Below are 16,274 nucleotides of genomic sequence, written 5' to 3' on the forward strand. Positions count from 1 at the left end.
TGCGGAACGGGGGGAGCCTGCGGACATGGCAGCTACTTCTGCGCACACCCAGCCCGTGTCCCCGTCCACCGCGCGCGAGGCCGACCCCTTCCCGGTGAAGGGCATGGACGCGGTCGTCTTCGCCGTCGGCAACGCCAAGCAGGCGGCGCACTTCTACTCGACCGCGTTCGGTATGCGTCTGGTGGCGTACGCCGGGCCGGAGAACGGCAGCCGCGAGACCGCGAGCTACGTCCTGGAGAACGGCTCCGCCCGCTTCGTCCTCACCTCCGTCATCAAGCCGTCGACCGAGTGGGGCCACTTCCTCGCCGACCATGTCGCCGCGCACGGGGACGGCGTGGTCGACCTCGCCATCGAGGTGCCGGACGCGCGGGCCGCCTACGCGTACGCCACCGAGCACGGCGCCCGGGGGATCGTCGAGCCGCACGAGGTGAAGGACGAGCACGGGACCGTGGTGCTCGCGGCCATCGCCACATACGGCGAGACTCGGCACACACTGGTCGAGCGCACCGGGTACGACGGCGCGTATCTGCCCGGGTATGTCGCGGCGGCGCCGCTGGTCGAGCCCCCGGCTCAGCGCACCTTCCAGGCGATCGACCACTGCGTCGGCAACGTGGAACTGGGCCGGATGAACGAGTGGGTCGGCTTCTACAACAAGGTCATGGGCTTCACGAACATGAAGGAGTTCGTGGGCGACGACATCGCGACCGAGTACTCGGCGCTGATGTCGAAGGTGGTCGCGGACGGCACCCTCAAGGTCAAGTTCCCGATCAACGAGCCGGCCGTCGCGAAGAAGAAGTCACAGATCGACGAGTACCTGGAGTTCTACGGGGGTGCGGGCGTCCAGCACATCGCGCTCGCCACGAACGACATCGTGCGGACGGTACGGACGATGCGGGCCGCCGGGGTCGCGTTCCTGGACACGCCGGACTCGTACTACGACACGCTGGGGGAGTGGGTCGGGGACACGCGGGTGCCGGTGGACACCTTGCGGGAACTCAAGATCCTCGCGGACCGGGACGAGGACGGGTATCTGCTGCAGATCTTCACCAAGCCGGTCCAGGACCGGCCGACGGTCTTCTTCGAGATCATCGAACGCCACGGCTCAATGGGCTTCGGCAAGGGCAACTTCAAGGCCCTCTTCGAGGCAATCGAACGAGAGCAGGAAAGGCGCGGCAACCTGTAGCCCCGCGTTTGGCTCCGCCGGTTCCGCAGTAAGCCAGGAAACCCCGCTAACGCGGGGTTTTCTCGTGTGCGGGGTCCGCTTGGCACCGCCGGTCTGCGCTGCGCGGGTTGCTCGCCGTCGCGCCGGTCTGAAGAACCCCCGGCGGAGTTCTCTTTCCCGCCGCGCCGCCGCGCCGCCGCGCCGCCGCGCCGCCTCCGGCGCTGAGGCTCTCGCCCCGCGCCCAGCGGGGTTTTTCTTTCCCGCCGCAGCGGTGCTCAGCCACTGGTGTGGTGATCGGCGGTGCCGAGCCCTGCGGGGCTTGGGGGCGGTTTGGCGCCGCCGGTACGCGTCGCCGTCCCGGCGGTCAAAAGGCGCTCCGCCGGCGCGGGGGAAGCGCCTCCGGCGTGCGGGTCCGCCCCGCGCCCCAGCGGGGTCCTCCAGGCCCCTGCCCCGCGCCCAGCGGGGTTTTTCTCTTCCGCCGCAGCGGTGCTCAGCCGCTGGTCTGGTGACCGGCGGAGCCGAGCCGCAGTGGTGCTCAGCCACTGGCCTGGTGACCGGCGGTGCCGAGCCGTCCCCAGCGGGGGAGTTTTGTTCTGGTCAGGCCCCGCGTCAGCGGCTCCCCCCGGATGGGGGTGGCATGAACTGGCCAACGTGGGGTCATCGAGACAACCTGTCGTTGCCCCGTATCCGCCCGGAGGGCCCCCGCATTAGCGTGCTGGTGTCGAGCGATCACGTGGGGGCACGGCGGATCCTCGGCACCGTAGTCACGGGGGGTGACTTACGCCGCTTCGGTCCGCGCTGCGCGCATGTCGGGCATCCCCCTTCCGCCCAGGACCCACGACCCGTACCGAGCCATCTCATGTCACGGCGACGCCGCCGTGCCGTTTCGCTTGCCCGGATTCGCTGAACCATCCCTGAAGGGACGTGTCTTGAGACGCAAGAGACGCTTCGTGGGCGGCGCCGCACTGGCCGCCTGCACCGTGCTGGCCGGCTTCCTGCAACCCTCCGCGTACGCCGCCGAAACCCCTCCGCCCGGAGCCGCGACCGGCTGGTCCGGCAGCACCGAGGAGACCGGCAGGCCCGCCGCCGTACCCCCGGCGCAGCGCAAGGCCCTGCTCGGCGACGACTACCAGCGCTCCGGCGACGTCGCGTGGACCACGTCGGGCGACGGCACCGGATTCCACGTCCTGGTCGCCGACGCCGCCGAAGGTTACGCGTGGAAGACCGCGGCGACCCTGTCCGAGCCCGGTTTCGAGACCGACACCTGGATCGGCAACGCCTGCGTGACCGCGTCGGGCAAGCACGCGGCCGTCGCGTACGCGCCGCGCACCTTCACCAACAAGCCCGAACTGATGACGCGTGGCGCCTTCACCGCCGTGGTCGACCTGACCACAGGGAAGGTCACCAAGCTGCCGTTCCAGGCCACCCTCGGCTACTTCTCGCCGGGCTGCGGCACCTCCGGGAAGGCCGTCTTCTCGCAGTTCACGGATGACGGCCTCAAGGAGAACGCGACCCGTCTCATCACCGTCGACGCGGCCCGGGGCCAGGCGTCGAAGCCGGTGAAACTGCCGGGCCAGGTCACCTCGGCGGTACCGGTCGGGGACCGCGTCGTCGCCGCCCGGGGCGCCGCCGTCGTCACGGTCGACGGCAAGACGGTCCGTACCGCCGCCTACACGAACGCGGTGCCGTTCCAGCTCATGCCGGACGCCGACGGCGGTGTCGTGTTCCTGGACCGTGCCGCCGGAGAGGACCGCGAATCCCGCGCCGAGATACGCCGGGTGACGAACCGTCAGCTCACGAAGGCCACGGCGGCCGGCCGTTCCGTACCGCCGTCCATCGGCTCGGGCCGGATGACCGAACTCGACCTGGCGCGCTCCGCGTCCGGCACCGTCTACGTCACCGGTGAGGCCACGCTCGCCAAGAACGCCCCCTCCGTCGTCGAGCATCCGGCGGGTCTCGCCAAGGACGTCACCGTCTCCACCCGTGGTCTGACCGCCGTCTCGACCCGCTGGGCGGACGGCAAGGACTCCCGTATCCGCCCGGAGGAAGCCCTCACCGCGCGGACCGCCCGTACCGATCTGCACGCGCTGGCGACGGGCCGGACCGTCACCCTCGACGCGGCGCCCGGGGTGGCCGTCGGCGGACAGAAGGGCGCGGCCCAGGGCGCGGCGACCTCGCCCGCCCTCACCGGCCCGGCCGGGGCCCCCGAGGCGCAGGCCAAGACGGAGACCAGGGCGGAGACCAGGGCGGAGACCAGGGCGGCGGCGGACACGGCCGTCGACGCCGACCGTTACTGCTCCGTCCCCCGTAACGACCCCAAGAAGCAGGCGTTCCAGCCCACGCCCCGCCAGGTCGAGTGGGCCGTGGACCAGGCCGTCGTCGGGAAGCTGAACAAGCACATCTCCCGCCCGGCGGACTGGAAGGACATGGGCATGGCGGCCTACCAGCCGCAGACCCTGTTCCCGCTGCGCTCGATGGCCGGCGACCCGGGCAACGACGCGGACTACCACGTGCCCGCGCAGGTGATGCTCGGTATCACCGCGCAGGAGTCCAACATGTGGCAGGCCACCCGGTTCGCCGTGCCGGGCGTGACCGCGAACTCCCTCATCGGCAACTACTACGGCATCAGCTACGACCCGAACGGCTCCCAGAACGACCCGTGGAAGATCGACTGGACCGATGCCGACTGCGGTTACGGCATCACCCAGGTCACCGACGGCATGCGGATGAAGGGGCATGAGAAGCCCGAGGAGACCGCGCTCAGCACCGCGCAGCAGGAAGCCGTCGCGCTCGACTACACCGCCAACATCGCCGCCGGCGTCAACATCCTGGTCGAGAAGTGGAACCAGACCAAGAACGCCGGGATGGTGGTCAACGACGGCAAGCCGAAGTACATCGAGAACTGGACCTTCGCCCTGTGGGCGTACAACGCGGGGTTCTACCTGGAGGCCGACAAGGCCAAGAACGGCGGCTACTGGGGCGTCGGCTGGACCAACAACCCGGCCAACCCGCTGTGGAAGTCAAACCGCACCCCGTTCCTGGAGAACTCCGAGGGCAAGGACGACTACTCGCACGCCGCGACCCCGCAGCACTGGCCGTACCAGGAGAAGGTGATCGGCTGGGCGGCGCGGCCCATCTCCGCGATGTTCGCGCCCGGCGACATGCAGGCCGGCTACCGCGCCGCGTGGTGGAACAGCAACAGCCTGCGCACCGGCGCCAAGCCCGCCAACGACCTGTTCTGCACCGCCGCCAACAACTGCGTCTCCGGCAAGATCGGTGAGAACGACTCCAACGACCCGGGCAAGGGCGCCTGTTCGCTGGACGACCCCAACTCGCCGGTGTGGCTGCACTGCTGGTGGAACAAGTCGGTCAAGTGGAAGGACTGTGAGGCGGGCGCCCAGTGCGGCTACCCGGTGCACCGCTTCAACGACACCTATCCCGAACAGCCGGACGGCAACGCCTATCCGCCGCGCTGCGACCCCGCCATCCCCTCCGGCACGTACATCGTCGACGACCTTCCCGACGGCGTCCGGCCCGCCGGATCGAACCTGAGAACCTGCGGCAACATCTCGTCGGCCGGCACGTTCACCTTCGACTTCGCGGACTGGAACGGGACCAAACCCGGCCGGATCGACCTGCACCAGATCGGCGCGGGCGACGACAACCACTTCTGGTTCTCGCACACCCGTAAGCCCGGCGGCGACGGTGACCGGCTGAAGACCACCGGCACCTGGTCGCTGAACTACAGCATGGACGGCTGGGTCCGCATCATGGCCCATCTGCCCGACCACGGTGCCCACACCCAGCAGGCGAAGTACGAGATCGACGCCAACGGCGACGGCGTCTTCGAGCGGACCCGCTACATCAGCCAGGAGCGCGGCAAGAACTCCTGGGTCTCGCTCGGCGCCTACCAGGTCACCGGCAAGCCGAAGGTCAGGCTCGCCACCCAGACCGCCGACGGCACCGGCTCCGAGGACGTCGCCTGGGACGCGATGGCCTTCCAGCCACTCGGCGCCAAGCCGAAGCACATGGTCGCGGTACTCGGCGACTCCTACACCTCCGGCGAGGGCGCGGGAGCGTACGCGCCGGAGACCGACAAGGACCACGGCACCAGCTCGTGGAACGCCTGCCGCAGGAGCAACAACGCCTGGGCCCGCAAGATCACCCTGCCCGGGATGACGGAAACGGTCGGCCAGAACCAGGACGGCTACGGAGACACCGCCGAACTCGGCTTCGTCGCCTGCTCCGGCGCGATGACCAAGAACATCTCCTACGTGCCGTCGAACAACGTCCCCCAGGCGCACGGCGAGGGGCAGTTCAACGAAGTCCTCCAGGTGGACTCCGGCGTCCTCAGCCGCGACACGACGCTGGTGATGCTCACGGCGGGCGGCAACGACGAGACCGGATTCGCCTCCGCGATGACGGACTGCGGGAACATCACGGACTGCACCAACGACTCCAACTTCCTGCCCAAGTACAAGGGGGTGGTCGACCGGATGATCCCGGACCTGGAGTCCGTACTGACCACGGTCGCCTCCCGCGCGCCCAACGCCAAGGTCGTCCTCATGGGCTACCCGGAGCTGCTCAGCCGCTCCGTCAAGTGCGCGGGCTCCTGGTACTACGACATGAGCGAGGTCAAGGCGCTGGCCGAACTGGTCAACTACGCCAACGCGGAACAGAAGAAGCTCGTTGACCGGCTGCGGACCGGGTCGGGCAAGCTGAAGATCGAGTACGCCGACCCGGTGAGCGCGTTCGTCGGACACGGCGGATGCGACGACCCCGAGTGGATCAACAAGATCGTCATCGGCCCCAACGGCGACGGCGACTTCCACAAGGGCGACCCGGCGGCCCAGGCGTGCCTCACCGCCGAGACCTGTCTCAGCCGCGAGTCCTTCCACCCGAAGAACGCGGGCACCACGGGCTACGCGGACGTGATGCGCAAGCGACTCGGTGAGATCGGCTACACCGGAGGCTGACGGACCCCCGCCGCGCCCCGCCCCGCCCCCCGCGTCACCGTTTCGCGGGGGGTTTGGGGCGGGGCGCCGGCGTCGGCAGCTCCACCGGGGCGCCGGGCGGCGCCTCCACCTCCTCCGGGCCACCCGGCGGCGCGTCGCCCAGCGCCTCCCGCTCGTCCCGGGCCCGGGGAGCCAGCAGCGGTGAGAAGTACGGGTTCGTGCGCAGCGCCTCGTCCAGATGCCGGCGCGCCCCGCCCTCGTCGCCGAGTGCCCGCTCGATCTCGGCGCGGTGATAGGAGGCGAGCGCGGTACGCGGCCCCTTCTCTGCGGCCTTGCGGGCGAACTCCAGGGCCTCCTTGTCGTTGCCCGCCCGGTGCAGCGCCCACGCCAGGGCATCGGCGGCCCGCCCGCTCCCGACCCGCTTCCACTCCGCGCGCAGCCCCTGCACCGCCACCTCCGGATCCCCGTGGTCGGCCTCGAACAGACCCAGCAGCAGCCCGTCCTCGACCCCGTCCGCCGCCCGCTCCCGTACTCGCGACCGCACCCGGTCGTACTCGGTGCGCGCCTGGGCGTCCATCCGCTGGGACTCGTACAACTCGCCCAGTTCCAGGGCGTATTCGGGCGCGGACCGCTTGGCCTGGGCGGTCTTGTAGGCGCGTACCGCGTCCTGGGTACGGCCGAGCGCCGCGAGCGCGCGGGCCCGTGCCGCGACCGTCTCGTGCCGGTCGGGATCGGCCCGTAGCGCCGTGTCGTAGAACCGCAGCGCGGCGGCCGGATCGCCGCGCTCCCAGGCGAGGTCACCGGCCCGGTGCAGGCACAGGGCCTCCTCGGCGGGCGTGCGCGCGAGCGCCGCCGCGTCGGACAGTGTCGTCGCCGCGTCCTCCCGCCAGCCCCGCTCCCGGTACACCTGCCCCGCCTGGGTCAGCGCCACCGTCCCGGTCCGCAGCGTCACCAGCGTCTCCAGGGACCTGCCTGCGGCCTTCACATCGCCGAGACCGGTGTACGCGTCGATCAGCGCGGGATAGCTCGTCCACCGCTTCGGCGCGAGCCGTACCGCCTCCTCGCCCCACTTCTTCGCCGCCGTGAAATCGTGCCGGGCGCCGGCCAGCGCGGCGAGCCCGTTCAGCGCGTCGGGGTTGCGCTGCTGGCGGACCTTCAGCGAGGCTCGCAGCGCCTGGTCGGCCTTCGGGAAGAACGCCGAATCGGAGGTCCGCTGCCCCCGCTCCACATACGCGGCGCCCAGCAGCGCCCAGGTCTGCGCCGCCTCGGGGGAGCGGGGATGCGCCCGCAGGTACGCCTCACGGTCACCGATCAGCGCCACCAGATCGGGCAGCGCCGCCGGAACCCCGGCGCCGGCCGCCGTCATCGCCCGCGCCACGGGTCCCGGCGCGGGCGGTGGCGTGTCGCGCGGCACATAGCGCGGCAGCAGTACGGCGAACCCGCCCAGGACGACGCTCCCGGCGAGGGAGGCGAGCACGACGCGCCGCAGGGAGGGGCGCCGGGGGACGGGGCGCCGTGGAGTGGGGCGCCGCGGGGTGGGGCCTTGCGGGGCGGGGCCGTGCGGGGTGGGGCGTCGCGGGGCAGGGGACCGTTCGCTCTCCTTGGCGCTCTCCATGCCGATCACCATGCGCCAGACAATGCGTCAGTACGACGAGCACACCCGGGCGCCGGAACAGGGTCGCCCACGGGTTCACACCGATGGCCCCGAGTGCGAGGCTGTGATCATGAGCCGCACCCTCATCGAACACCTCCTCGACGGTCTGCCGGCCGAAGCGGTCCTCACCGACCCCGACATCACCGCCTCCTACGCCCATGACATGGCGAGCTTCTGCGACGCCGGAGCCCCCGCCGCCGTCGTCCTGCCCCGTACCGTCGAACAGGTCCAGCACGTGATGCGCACCGCCACCGCGCTGCGCGTCCCGGTCGTCCCGCAGGGCGCCCGTACGGGCCTGTCCGGCGCCGCCAACGCCACCGACGACTGCATCGTGCTGTCCCTGGTCAAGATGGACCGGATCCTGGAGATCAGCCCCGTCGACCGCATCGCCGTCGTGGAGCCGGGCGTCGTCAACGCCACCCTCTCCCGCGCGGTCAACGAGCACGGCCTGTGCTACCCGCCGGACCCCTCCAGCTGGGAGACCTGCACCATCGGCGGCAACATCGGCACCGCGTCCGGCGGCCTGTGCTGCGTGAAGTACGGGGTCACCGCCGAATACGTACTCGGGCTCGATGTCGTCCTCGCCGACGGCCGGCTGATGTCCACCGGGCGCCGCACCGCCAAGGGCGTCGCCGGCTATGACCTCACGCGGCTGTTCGTCGGCTCCGAGGGCAGCCTCGGTATCGTCGTCCGCGCCGTCCTCGCGCTCAGGCCGCAGCCGCCGGCGCAGCTCGTCCTCGCCGCCGAGTTCCCGTCCGCGTCCGCCGCGTGCGACGCCGTCTGCCGGATCATGGCGGGCGGTCATGTGCCGTCCCTGCTGGAACTGATGGACCGTACGACCGTCCACGCGGTCAACGCCATGGCGAACATGGGCCTCCCGGAGACCACCGAGGCGCTGCTCCTCGCCGCCTTCGACACCCCCGACCCGGCCGCCGACCTGGCCGCCGTCGGCGCCCTGTGCGAGGCCGCCGGAGCCACCGAGGTCGTCCCGGCCGACGACCACGCCGAGTCCGAGCTGCTCCTCAAGGCGCGCCGCCTGGCGCTCACCGCCCTCGAAGCGGTCAAGGGCACCACGATGATCGACGACGTGTGCGTGCCGCGCTCCCGGCTCGGCGAGCTGCTCGAAGGCGTCGAACGGATCGCCGCCAAGTACGACCTGACCATCGGCGTCTGCGCCCACGCGGGCGACGGCAACACCCACCCCACGGTCTGCTTCGACGCCACCGACCCGGACGAGTCACGGCGCGCCCGTGAGTCCTTCGACGAGATCATGGCCCTCGGCCTGGAACTCGGCGGCACCATCACCGGCGAGCACGGCGTGGGCGTCCTGAAGAAGGAGTGGCTGGCGCGCGAGATCGGTCCTGTGGGGGTGGAGATGCAGCGCGCGGTCAAACAGACCTTCGACCCGCTGGGCATCCTCAACCCGGGCAAGGTCTTCTGACACCCCTTCCTGTACGTATACGCACGGTACGTATACGCACGGTACGTGTACGTATCTCCGCTCACTCCCCGTCCTGGGACTCGTCCGACGGCCACGGGTCGCGCAGCCACAGATCGTCCTGGAACCGGCCGAAGGTGGGTGCGAGCAGCTCGGCGAGGCCGTCGTCGATGCGGAGCTGCTCGGCCTCAGAGCCCGGAGGAACCACCCGCAGCGTGCGTTCCAGCCACGCCGACACGGGGGCGGCCGGCGCCTCCAGGAGCGCGTCGCCGTCCGGTGAGCTGAGCGCCACCAGGACGACACTGCGCCCGTCGATCTTCGTCGGCCACACCCGCACGTCGCCGTGTCCACAGGGCCGGAACACGCCCTCGACGAGCAGTTCCCGGGCGAAGGTCCAGTTCACGGGCTGGTCGGTGCCGATGTGGAAGGCGATATGGACGGCGTACGGATCGTCGGTGCGGTAGGTCAGCCGGGCCGGCACAGGGATGCTGCGCTCCGGCGACAGGACCAGTTTGAGTTCGAGCTCGCGCTCCACCACGGTGTGCATGTCGTGCGTCCTCCCGTTCTGACGGGCCCCGGAACGGGCCCACGGGAGGAGAGAGCGCGGACGTACGCGGTCATTACGCGGGTTCGGGAAAGTTTTTCGCCGACCTCCCGGACGTGACACAGGTGTGGCCAGGAAGCACAGGTGTTGCCCGGAAAGGAGTGTGAACGGCAGGACCGGCCCAGGTGAGTGCGAGTGTCTGATAAATGTGGAGACCCACCAAGACCCCCGAGCAGATACGGGACGACGGACAATGAGCGCCCCAACCCCGGCACCCGGCGACGACAGGCCCCGCGAAGGCTATTACCCGGATCCGTCCATTCCTGGATATGTCCGGTACTGGAACGGCGCGGCATGGGTACCCGGTACGAGTCGTCCCGCCCCGTCGGACGGCGAGCCGCTGCGCAGCCCGCGCGACGCGGCACCTGACGCACCGGCACCGGCACAGGTACCGCCCACTGTCGAGGAGACCGGGCCGGTCTTCTTCGACGAGGAGCCCGGCGCGCGAGGCCCTGACCGGCCCGGAGTCCCCGCGCAGAACTCCCCGCACGGGACCCGCCCCGAACCGGCGACCGCCTGGGGCGCCGACGCCGCGCACCAGTCCGGGTTCGGCGGCGACCAGGACCGCCGGGTCTCGTGGGGCTCACCGCCCGGCACGGACCCGCGCGACCCGCGCGCCACGGCACCCGAGGACACCCCGGCCGACCGGAACCCCACCGCCGGTCCCTCCGGGCCGACCTTCTCCGGCCCGGGTACGCCGGGGCAGGGCGACGGCACGGTCACCTTCCGGCGGCCGACCGGTCCCGTACGGCCCGAGGCCGAGGCGCGGTCGGACGCGGGGACCGGTGGGCCGGAGCCGCAGGACGGGACGATGTCGATCCGGGCGATCCCACCGCGGACGGCGCCCCGCCGGACGACCACCCCCCGCCCGACGCCCCCGCAACACCCGTCACCTCCTGCACCCCCTGTGCCTTCCGCCCATTCCGTCCCGTCCTCCCCGTCCGTGCCTTCTCTGCCGCAGCAGGCGGGGCCCGTGTCGGCGTCGCCGCTGACCTCCGGGCCGGGTGGCGGGCAGCCGTCGTGGGCGCAGCAGGTGCACCGGCTCGCGGGCGCCGACCACGCCGACGAGAGCGCGCAGCCCGTCGTGCCGTGGAAGCCACCGGCCAACGACCCGTTCCTGGCCGCCGCGCAGGCCCAGGCCGCCGCCCGCCCTGCCGGGCTCGGCAAGCGGTTCGTGGCCCGGCTGATCGACTCCCTCGTCCTCGGTGTCGTGACCGGGGCGGCGGCGGTACCGCTCGCGACCCGGGCCGCCGACCACGTCAACGCGAAGATCGAGGCCGCGAAACTCTCCGGCCGGACCGTCACCGTATGGCTGCTCGACGGCACCACGGCGGGCTACCTCGGCGCGGTCCTCGCCGTCTTCCTGCTGTTCGGTGTGCTCTACGAGGTCCTGCCGACCGCCAAGTGGGGGCGCACCCTGGGCAAGAAGCTGTGCGGTGTGACGGTGTGGGACATCGGGGCCCATGAACCGCCCGCGTTCGGCGCGGCCCTGCGACGGTGGCTCGTCTACAGCGTTCCCGGGGTGCTGGTGGTGGGCGTGATCGGGGTGGTGTGGGGGGCGTTCGACCGGCCGTGGCACCAGTGCTGGCACGACAAGGCGGCGCATACGTTCGTCTCGGGCTGACGTTGGGCTGGGCCGGGCTGACGGGCCGTCCGCTGGGGAGTCGATCCCTCGGACGGCCGCTCGCCGGATGCGGAGGCGGTGGGTTCGGGGTCGACTCGGGCCATGAGCACCGAACCGCCGCCGGGATCCGGTCAGCCGCCTGACGACGACCCGTTCAAGAAGCACCCGCCGCCGCCCCCGCCGGACTCCGGCTCCCCGTACGGGACCCCGCCGTCGTCGGGTGGCGGCGGCCCGTCGTGGGGCACGCCGCCCCCTCCGCCCCCTCCGCCGCCCCCTCCGCCGCCGAGCAACGACCCCTACGGCGGCGGTGGGGGCGGTCCGTACGGGGAGCCGGATCCGATGGCGGGGATGCCGCCGCTCGCGGACAGCGGCAAGCGGGTGCTGGCGCGCATCATCGACATGATCCTGGTGGGGATCGTGGTAGTGCTGGTGTCCTGGGCGTTCGGTACGAGTGAGGTGAACGTCGACAGGGTCCAGGCGGGCAAGTCCTGGGGGCAGTCCGTGATCGCGGCCGTGCTCTACGTCGGCTACGACACCGTTCTCATCGCCCGCACCGGGCAGACCCTCGGCAAGCGGCTCCTGAAGATGCGGGTGGCGAACCTCAGCGACGGCGCGACACCGTCCCTCCAGACCTCCCTCATCCGGGCGGCGGTCCTCTGGATCCCGTTCGCCTTCTGCTGCGCCTGCATCTGGACAGCGATCTGCGGAGGCTGGAGCTTCTTCGACAAACCCTACAAACAGGGCCTACACGACAAGGCGGCCAAAACGGTAGAGGTAATGGTGTAACACTCCACGCTGACCCCTCCCCACCACAGCGGTGCTCAGCTATGTGGCCGGAGTTCGGCGATGCCGAGCCGTACGGACGGGGTCGCCACACCTGCCCCCCGGACTCCCACCGCCGTGGCGGGACGTTTTTCCGGCGGGGGATGGGTCCCCGGTCGAAGCGGGCCGACGAAGCGCGCGTCGGAGGCCGCCGCTCTCTCCGCCGGAAGTTGCTTGGCTCCCTGCTGGAGGCAGCTGTCCCTCCCCGCCGGGGGCAGCTGTCCTTCGCGCCTGGGGCGGGGTCCTTTCCCGCCGGGGGCGCGCCGCTTCCCGCCGCAGGCGGCGTTGATTCCGCCGCGGCGGTGCTCAGCCGCCGGTGTCCTGGTCGGCGGTGCCGAGCCCTGCCGGGGGATGAGTCCCCGGCCGCAGCCGGCCGCCAAAGCGCGCGTCGGAGGCCGCTGTTCTCTCCGCCGGAGACGGCGTCGCTCTCTGCCGGAGGCAGCTGTCCCTCCCCGCCGGGGGCAGCTGTCCTTCGCGCCTGGGGGCGGGGTCCTTTCCCGCCGGGGGCGCGCCGGCTTCCGCGCCGAGGGGCCGGGTCCCTTCCCGCCGCAGGCGACGTTGATTCCGCCGTGGTGGTGCTCAGCCGTCCCTGTCCTGACCGGCGGTGCCGAGCCCTGTGGGGGGCGGGGCTCGGTGACCCGGAGGTGTTGGCGGAGTCGACGGAAATGGTGGGGCTCGGTGGGTGGGAGGTGTTGGCGGAGTCGGCGGATCAGGCGCCGGTGCGGTGGCCCGTCCTGGTCAGGCCCGCGGACGCGGTCCGGCGGCGGGTCACCGGAGCCGGCTCCGGTATCCGAGCCGTGGCGGCCTCGGTGGTGCGGACCGACGACTGGGCAGGGGTCGAGGCGCCGGGGGCCTCCGCCGGCCGTACGTGTCGCGAAGACTTCGGCAGGGGCACCGTCACGGCGACCAGCAGACCGAGGCCGAGCGCGGCGAGTGCGATGACCGCGACACCGATGCCGGAACTCGTCTGCGAGAGCAGAAGCATGGCGAGCGTGCAGCAGATGACGGTGGCGGTTCCGTAGGCGAGCTGTGCGGCAGTCGGACGAGGCATGGCGTAATCCGTCCTCGGGACAGCGAGATTGCGGACAAGGGGGGTTGCAAGGGGGGTGCGAGGTGCGGAGCCGGTCTGACGGCACGCCATGGAGCGGCGTCGTCAAGCGACTCCTCTCGCCTGCATGCCCGAGGAATCGAACGGTAAGCGTGACCTTACCCAGGCCGCCGGAGCATGGGGGGCGCACAGAGTCACCGAGTCCAGCAAGTGGACGGTCCGGCGCGCCGGTTGGACCCCGGGGCCCCTCGTCTGCCATGTCCCGTAAGCCACACCGGACGTCCGGATATCGGAGCCGCCGCCCTGCATAGTGCACTTGGCCTGTGCAAGTCAAGATCTGTCTTTTCTCTCGTAACTCCGATCGAATGTCGTCACTTGTGACGCGCATGCCGCGCGCGGCCCTCCTTCATCGCGGGACACCCCCCACGGGCCGCTGCTCGCGGGCGCCGGGGAGGACTGCTTCAAGTGGACAGAAGACAGAGGACGTTGAGGGCGATCGCGGTGGTCGCGGCCTTCGCCGCGGCCACCGCCTCGTATGCGGGCACGGCCCAGGCCACCGCCCCCGGAACAGACACCGGCACCACCCGGGACTCGGCCGCCATCGACCGCCAGGACCCGGCACCCGGCAAGGGCACCGTCGACCACGACCTCGAAGGACCCTTCAGCGAGGCGCAGGCGCAGCAGCGCAAGTCGGCCCTGGAGCAGGTGCTCCAGGGCGACAAGAAGGTCCAGGAGCGCGGCGGTTCGAAGGTGGTGAAGCTCGACGACAAGAAGTACGTCGAGCTGGGCCGCGAGAAGACGGACAAGATCTTCACGATCCTGGTGGAGTTCGGCGACAAGGTCGACAACACGACCATGTACGACCCGGACGGCCCCGACGGACCCAAGCCGCCCGTCGTCAAGTACGGCGGCACACCGGGCCCGGCGCACAACACGATCGCGCAGCCGGACCGCAAGAAGGACAACTCGACGGCCTGGCAGGCCGATTACAACCAGCAGCACTTCCAGGACCTGTACTTCGGCTCGGGCAAGGACGCCAAGGGCCAGCCGAAGGACTCCCTGAAGACGTACTACGAGAAGACGTCCTCGGGCCGCTACTCGGTCGACGGCGTGGTCTCGGACTGGGTCAAGGTCGACTACAACGAGGCCCGTTACGGTTCCAACTACTGCGGCTCGACGAACTGCGCCAACGTCTGGGACGCGGTCCGCGACGGCGTCAACGCGTGGGTCGCCGACCAGAAGGCCCAGGGCCGCACGGACGCCGACATCAAGGCGAACCTGGCCGAGTACGACCAGTGGGACCGCTACGACTACGACAACGACGGCAACTTCAACGAGCCCGACGGCTACATCGACCACTTCCAGATCGTGCACGCCGGCGAGGACGAGTCCGCGGGCGGCGGCGCCGAGGGCCCCAACGCCCTCTGGGCGCACCGCTGGTACGCGTACGGCAGCGAGGCGGGCCGCGCCGGACCGGCCGACAACAAGGCCGGCGGCACCCAGATAGGTGACACCGGCATCTGGGTCGGCGACTACACCATGCAGCCGGAGAACGGCGGACTCGGTGTCTTCGCCCATGAGTACGGCCACGACCTGGGTCTGCCGGACCTCTACGACACCTCGGGCGGCGGCGAGAACTCGGTCGGCTTCTGGTCGCTGATGTCCGCCGGTTCCTGGCTCGGCACCGGCAAGGACGCGATCGGCGACCTGCCCGGTGACATGACCGCCTGGGACAAGCTGCAACTGGGCTGGCTCGACTACGACCAGGCGAAGGCCGCGACCAAGTCGACGCACAAGCTCGGGGTTTCCGCGTACAACACGAAGAACCCGCAGGCGCTGGTTGTCGACCTGCCGAAGAAGGCGGTCACCACGACCGTCGTGAAGCCCGCCGAGGGCGCCAAGCAGTGGTGGAGCGGCAGCGGCGACGACCTCCAGAACACGCTGACGCGGTCGGTCGACCTCACGGGCAAGGCGAAGGCCGAACTCTCCCTCCAGGGCTGGTGGGACATCGAGGCCGACTACGACTACCTGTACACCGAGGTCTCCACGGACGGCGGGGCCAACTGGACGCCCGTCGACGGCACGGCGGACGGCAAGCAGATCACCCGTGACGGCGGCGACCGCCCCGCGATCACCGGTGTCTCGGGCGCGTACAAGAAGCTCGTGTACCCGCTGGACGCCTACGCCGGCAAGAAGATCGACGTCCGCTTCCGCTACGCCACGGACGGCGGCCTGGCCCTGATGGGCTTCGCGGCCGACACGATCGCCGTGAACGCGGACGGCGCCACCCTCTTCAGCGACAACGCCGAGACGGACGACGCCGGTTGGACCGCGAAGGGCTTCTCACGCATCGGTGAGTCCTTCACCAACGAGTACGCGCAGTACTACATCGCCGAGAACCGTCAGTACGTCTCGTACGACAAGACCCTCAAGGTCGGCCCGTACAACTTCGGCTTCTCGAAGTCCCGTCCCGACTGGGTCGAGCACTACCCGTACCAGCCCGGTCTGCTGATCTGGCAGTGGGACACCTCGCAGAAGGACAACAACGTCAGCCAGCACCCGGGCAAGGGTCTGATCCTGCCGATCGACGCACACGCGGCGCCGCTGAAGTGGACCGACGGCACGGTCCTGCGGAACAAGATCCAGCCGTTCGACGCGCCCTTCAGCCTCTACCGCACCGACGCGTTCACGCTCCACAACGCGGACGTGCCGCTGAAGATCGCGTCGCAGCGCGGGGTCCCGGTCTTCGACGACCGCAAGGGTACGTACTGGTACGCGACGAACCCCAACGGAAGTGTCCGGACCACTGACACCAACACCCAGATCAAGATCGTAAAGCAGCCCGAGAGTGGCTCGACGATCACCGTCCAGGTGGGTCGCTCAGCGAAGTAAAGAACGTTTTTGCAGGTCAGAGCATGATCGGCCGTTGCCCCCTAGCGGGGCGACGGCCGGTCGTGTTTAGGTGCG

Annotated in this window: 9 protein-coding genes; 6 read left to right on the forward strand and 3 right to left on the reverse strand. The window is 70.7% G+C overall.

Annotated features, from left to right (window positions below):
- Positions 1 to 25: 25 nt before the first annotated feature.
- Together hppD and ACFVT5_RS04085 are read left to right on the forward strand one after the other, a co-directional pair.
- A complete protein-coding gene (hppD, locus tag ACFVT5_RS04080; RefSeq protein WP_389881191.1) occupies positions 26 to 1,183 on the forward strand; it encodes a 4-hydroxyphenylpyruvate dioxygenase in 1,158 nt (385 codons plus the stop codon).
- Between the two features lie 908 nt (positions 1,184 to 2,091).
- The gene (locus tag ACFVT5_RS04085; protein ID WP_389881193.1) at positions 2,092 to 6,138 is read left to right on the forward strand and encodes an SGNH/GDSL hydrolase family protein; all 4,047 of its coding nucleotides are present in this window, start codon (positions 2,092 to 2,094) and stop codon (positions 6,136 to 6,138) included.
- 34 nt (positions 6,139 to 6,172) lie between these two features.
- On the opposite strand, the gene ACFVT5_RS04090 is transcribed toward ACFVT5_RS04085, so the two are convergent.
- On the reverse strand, positions 6,173 to 7,744 hold the full coding sequence (locus tag ACFVT5_RS04090) for a tetratricopeptide repeat protein (RefSeq protein WP_389881195.1): 1,572 nt from the start codon (positions 7,742 to 7,744) through the stop codon (positions 6,173 to 6,175).
- 97 nt (positions 7,745 to 7,841) lie between these two features.
- Between ACFVT5_RS04090 and ACFVT5_RS04095 the strand changes: the two genes are divergently transcribed.
- The gene (locus ACFVT5_RS04095) at positions 7,842 to 9,212 is read left to right on the forward strand and encodes an FAD-binding oxidoreductase (RefSeq protein WP_389881197.1); all 1,371 of its coding nucleotides are present in this window, start codon (positions 7,842 to 7,844) and stop codon (positions 9,210 to 9,212) included.
- A 61-nt stretch (positions 9,213 to 9,273) separates the two neighbouring features.
- Here ACFVT5_RS04095 and ACFVT5_RS04100 read toward each other — a convergent pair whose 3' ends face one another.
- Positions 9,274 to 9,756 carry an SsgA family sporulation/cell division regulator gene (locus ACFVT5_RS04100; RefSeq protein ID WP_389881199.1) on the reverse strand — a complete coding sequence of 161 codons (483 nt, stop codon included), beginning with the start codon at positions 9,754 to 9,756 and terminating at the stop codon, positions 9,274 to 9,276.
- A gap of 250 nt (positions 9,757 to 10,006) precedes the next feature.
- On the opposite strand from ACFVT5_RS04100, the gene ACFVT5_RS04105 reads away from it, so the two are divergent.
- Both ACFVT5_RS04105 and ACFVT5_RS04110 read left to right on the forward strand, forming a co-directional pair.
- Positions 10,007 to 11,437: an RDD family protein gene (locus tag ACFVT5_RS04105; protein ID WP_389881201.1), complete on the forward strand. Its 1,431-nt coding sequence runs from the start codon at positions 10,007 to 10,009 to the stop codon at positions 11,435 to 11,437.
- A gap of 102 nt (positions 11,438 to 11,539) precedes the next feature.
- Positions 11,540 to 12,223, forward strand: coding sequence for an RDD family protein (locus tag ACFVT5_RS04110; RefSeq protein ID WP_389881203.1), 684 nt, complete (start codon positions 11,540 to 11,542; stop codon positions 12,221 to 12,223).
- A gap of 745 nt (positions 12,224 to 12,968) precedes the next feature.
- Here the strand turns inward: ACFVT5_RS04110 and ACFVT5_RS04115 are convergent.
- A complete protein-coding gene (locus ACFVT5_RS04115; RefSeq protein ID WP_389881205.1) occupies positions 12,969 to 13,310 on the reverse strand; it encodes a hypothetical protein in 342 nt (113 codons plus the stop codon).
- Between the two features lie 462 nt (positions 13,311 to 13,772).
- Here ACFVT5_RS04115 and ACFVT5_RS04120 point away from each other — a divergent pair, with 462 nt between their 5' ends.
- Complete coding sequence (locus tag ACFVT5_RS04120; RefSeq protein ID WP_389881207.1) at positions 13,773 to 16,199, forward strand: immune inhibitor A domain-containing protein; 2,427 nt, start codon at positions 13,773 to 13,775, stop codon at positions 16,197 to 16,199.
- The last annotated feature ends 75 nt before the right edge of the window (positions 16,200 to 16,274 follow it).

Origin of the sequence: Streptomyces sp. NPDC058001 (genome assembly GCF_042886315.1) — a bacterium.
In the GTDB taxonomy this organism is placed as follows: Bacteria; Actinomycetota; Actinomycetes; order Streptomycetales; family Streptomycetaceae; genus Streptomyces.

What these genes read in the sequence shown, in the direction of transcription:
- hppD (WP_389881191.1), top strand. Translation starts at nt 26, where the DNA reads ATGGCAGCTACTTCTGCGCACACCCAGCCCGTGTCCCCGTCCACCGCG.
- ACFVT5_RS04090 (WP_389881195.1), bottom strand. Translation starts at nt 7,744, where the DNA reads ATGGTGATCGGCATGGAGAGCGCCAAGGAGAGCGAACGGTCCCCTGCC.
- ACFVT5_RS04095 (WP_389881197.1), top strand. Translation starts at nt 7,842, where the DNA reads ATGAGCCGCACCCTCATCGAACACCTCCTCGACGGTCTGCCGGCCGAA.
- ACFVT5_RS04100 (WP_389881199.1), bottom strand. Translation starts at nt 9,756, where the DNA reads ATGCACACCGTGGTGGAGCGCGAGCTCGAACTCAAACTGGTCCTGTCG.
- ACFVT5_RS04105 (WP_389881201.1), top strand. Translation starts at nt 10,007, where the DNA reads ATGAGCGCCCCAACCCCGGCACCCGGCGACGACAGGCCCCGCGAAGGC.
- ACFVT5_RS04110 (WP_389881203.1), top strand. Translation starts at nt 11,540, where the DNA reads ATGAGCACCGAACCGCCGCCGGGATCCGGTCAGCCGCCTGACGACGAC.
- ACFVT5_RS04115 (WP_389881205.1), bottom strand. Translation starts at nt 13,310, where the DNA reads ATGCCTCGTCCGACTGCCGCACAGCTCGCCTACGGAACCGCCACCGTC.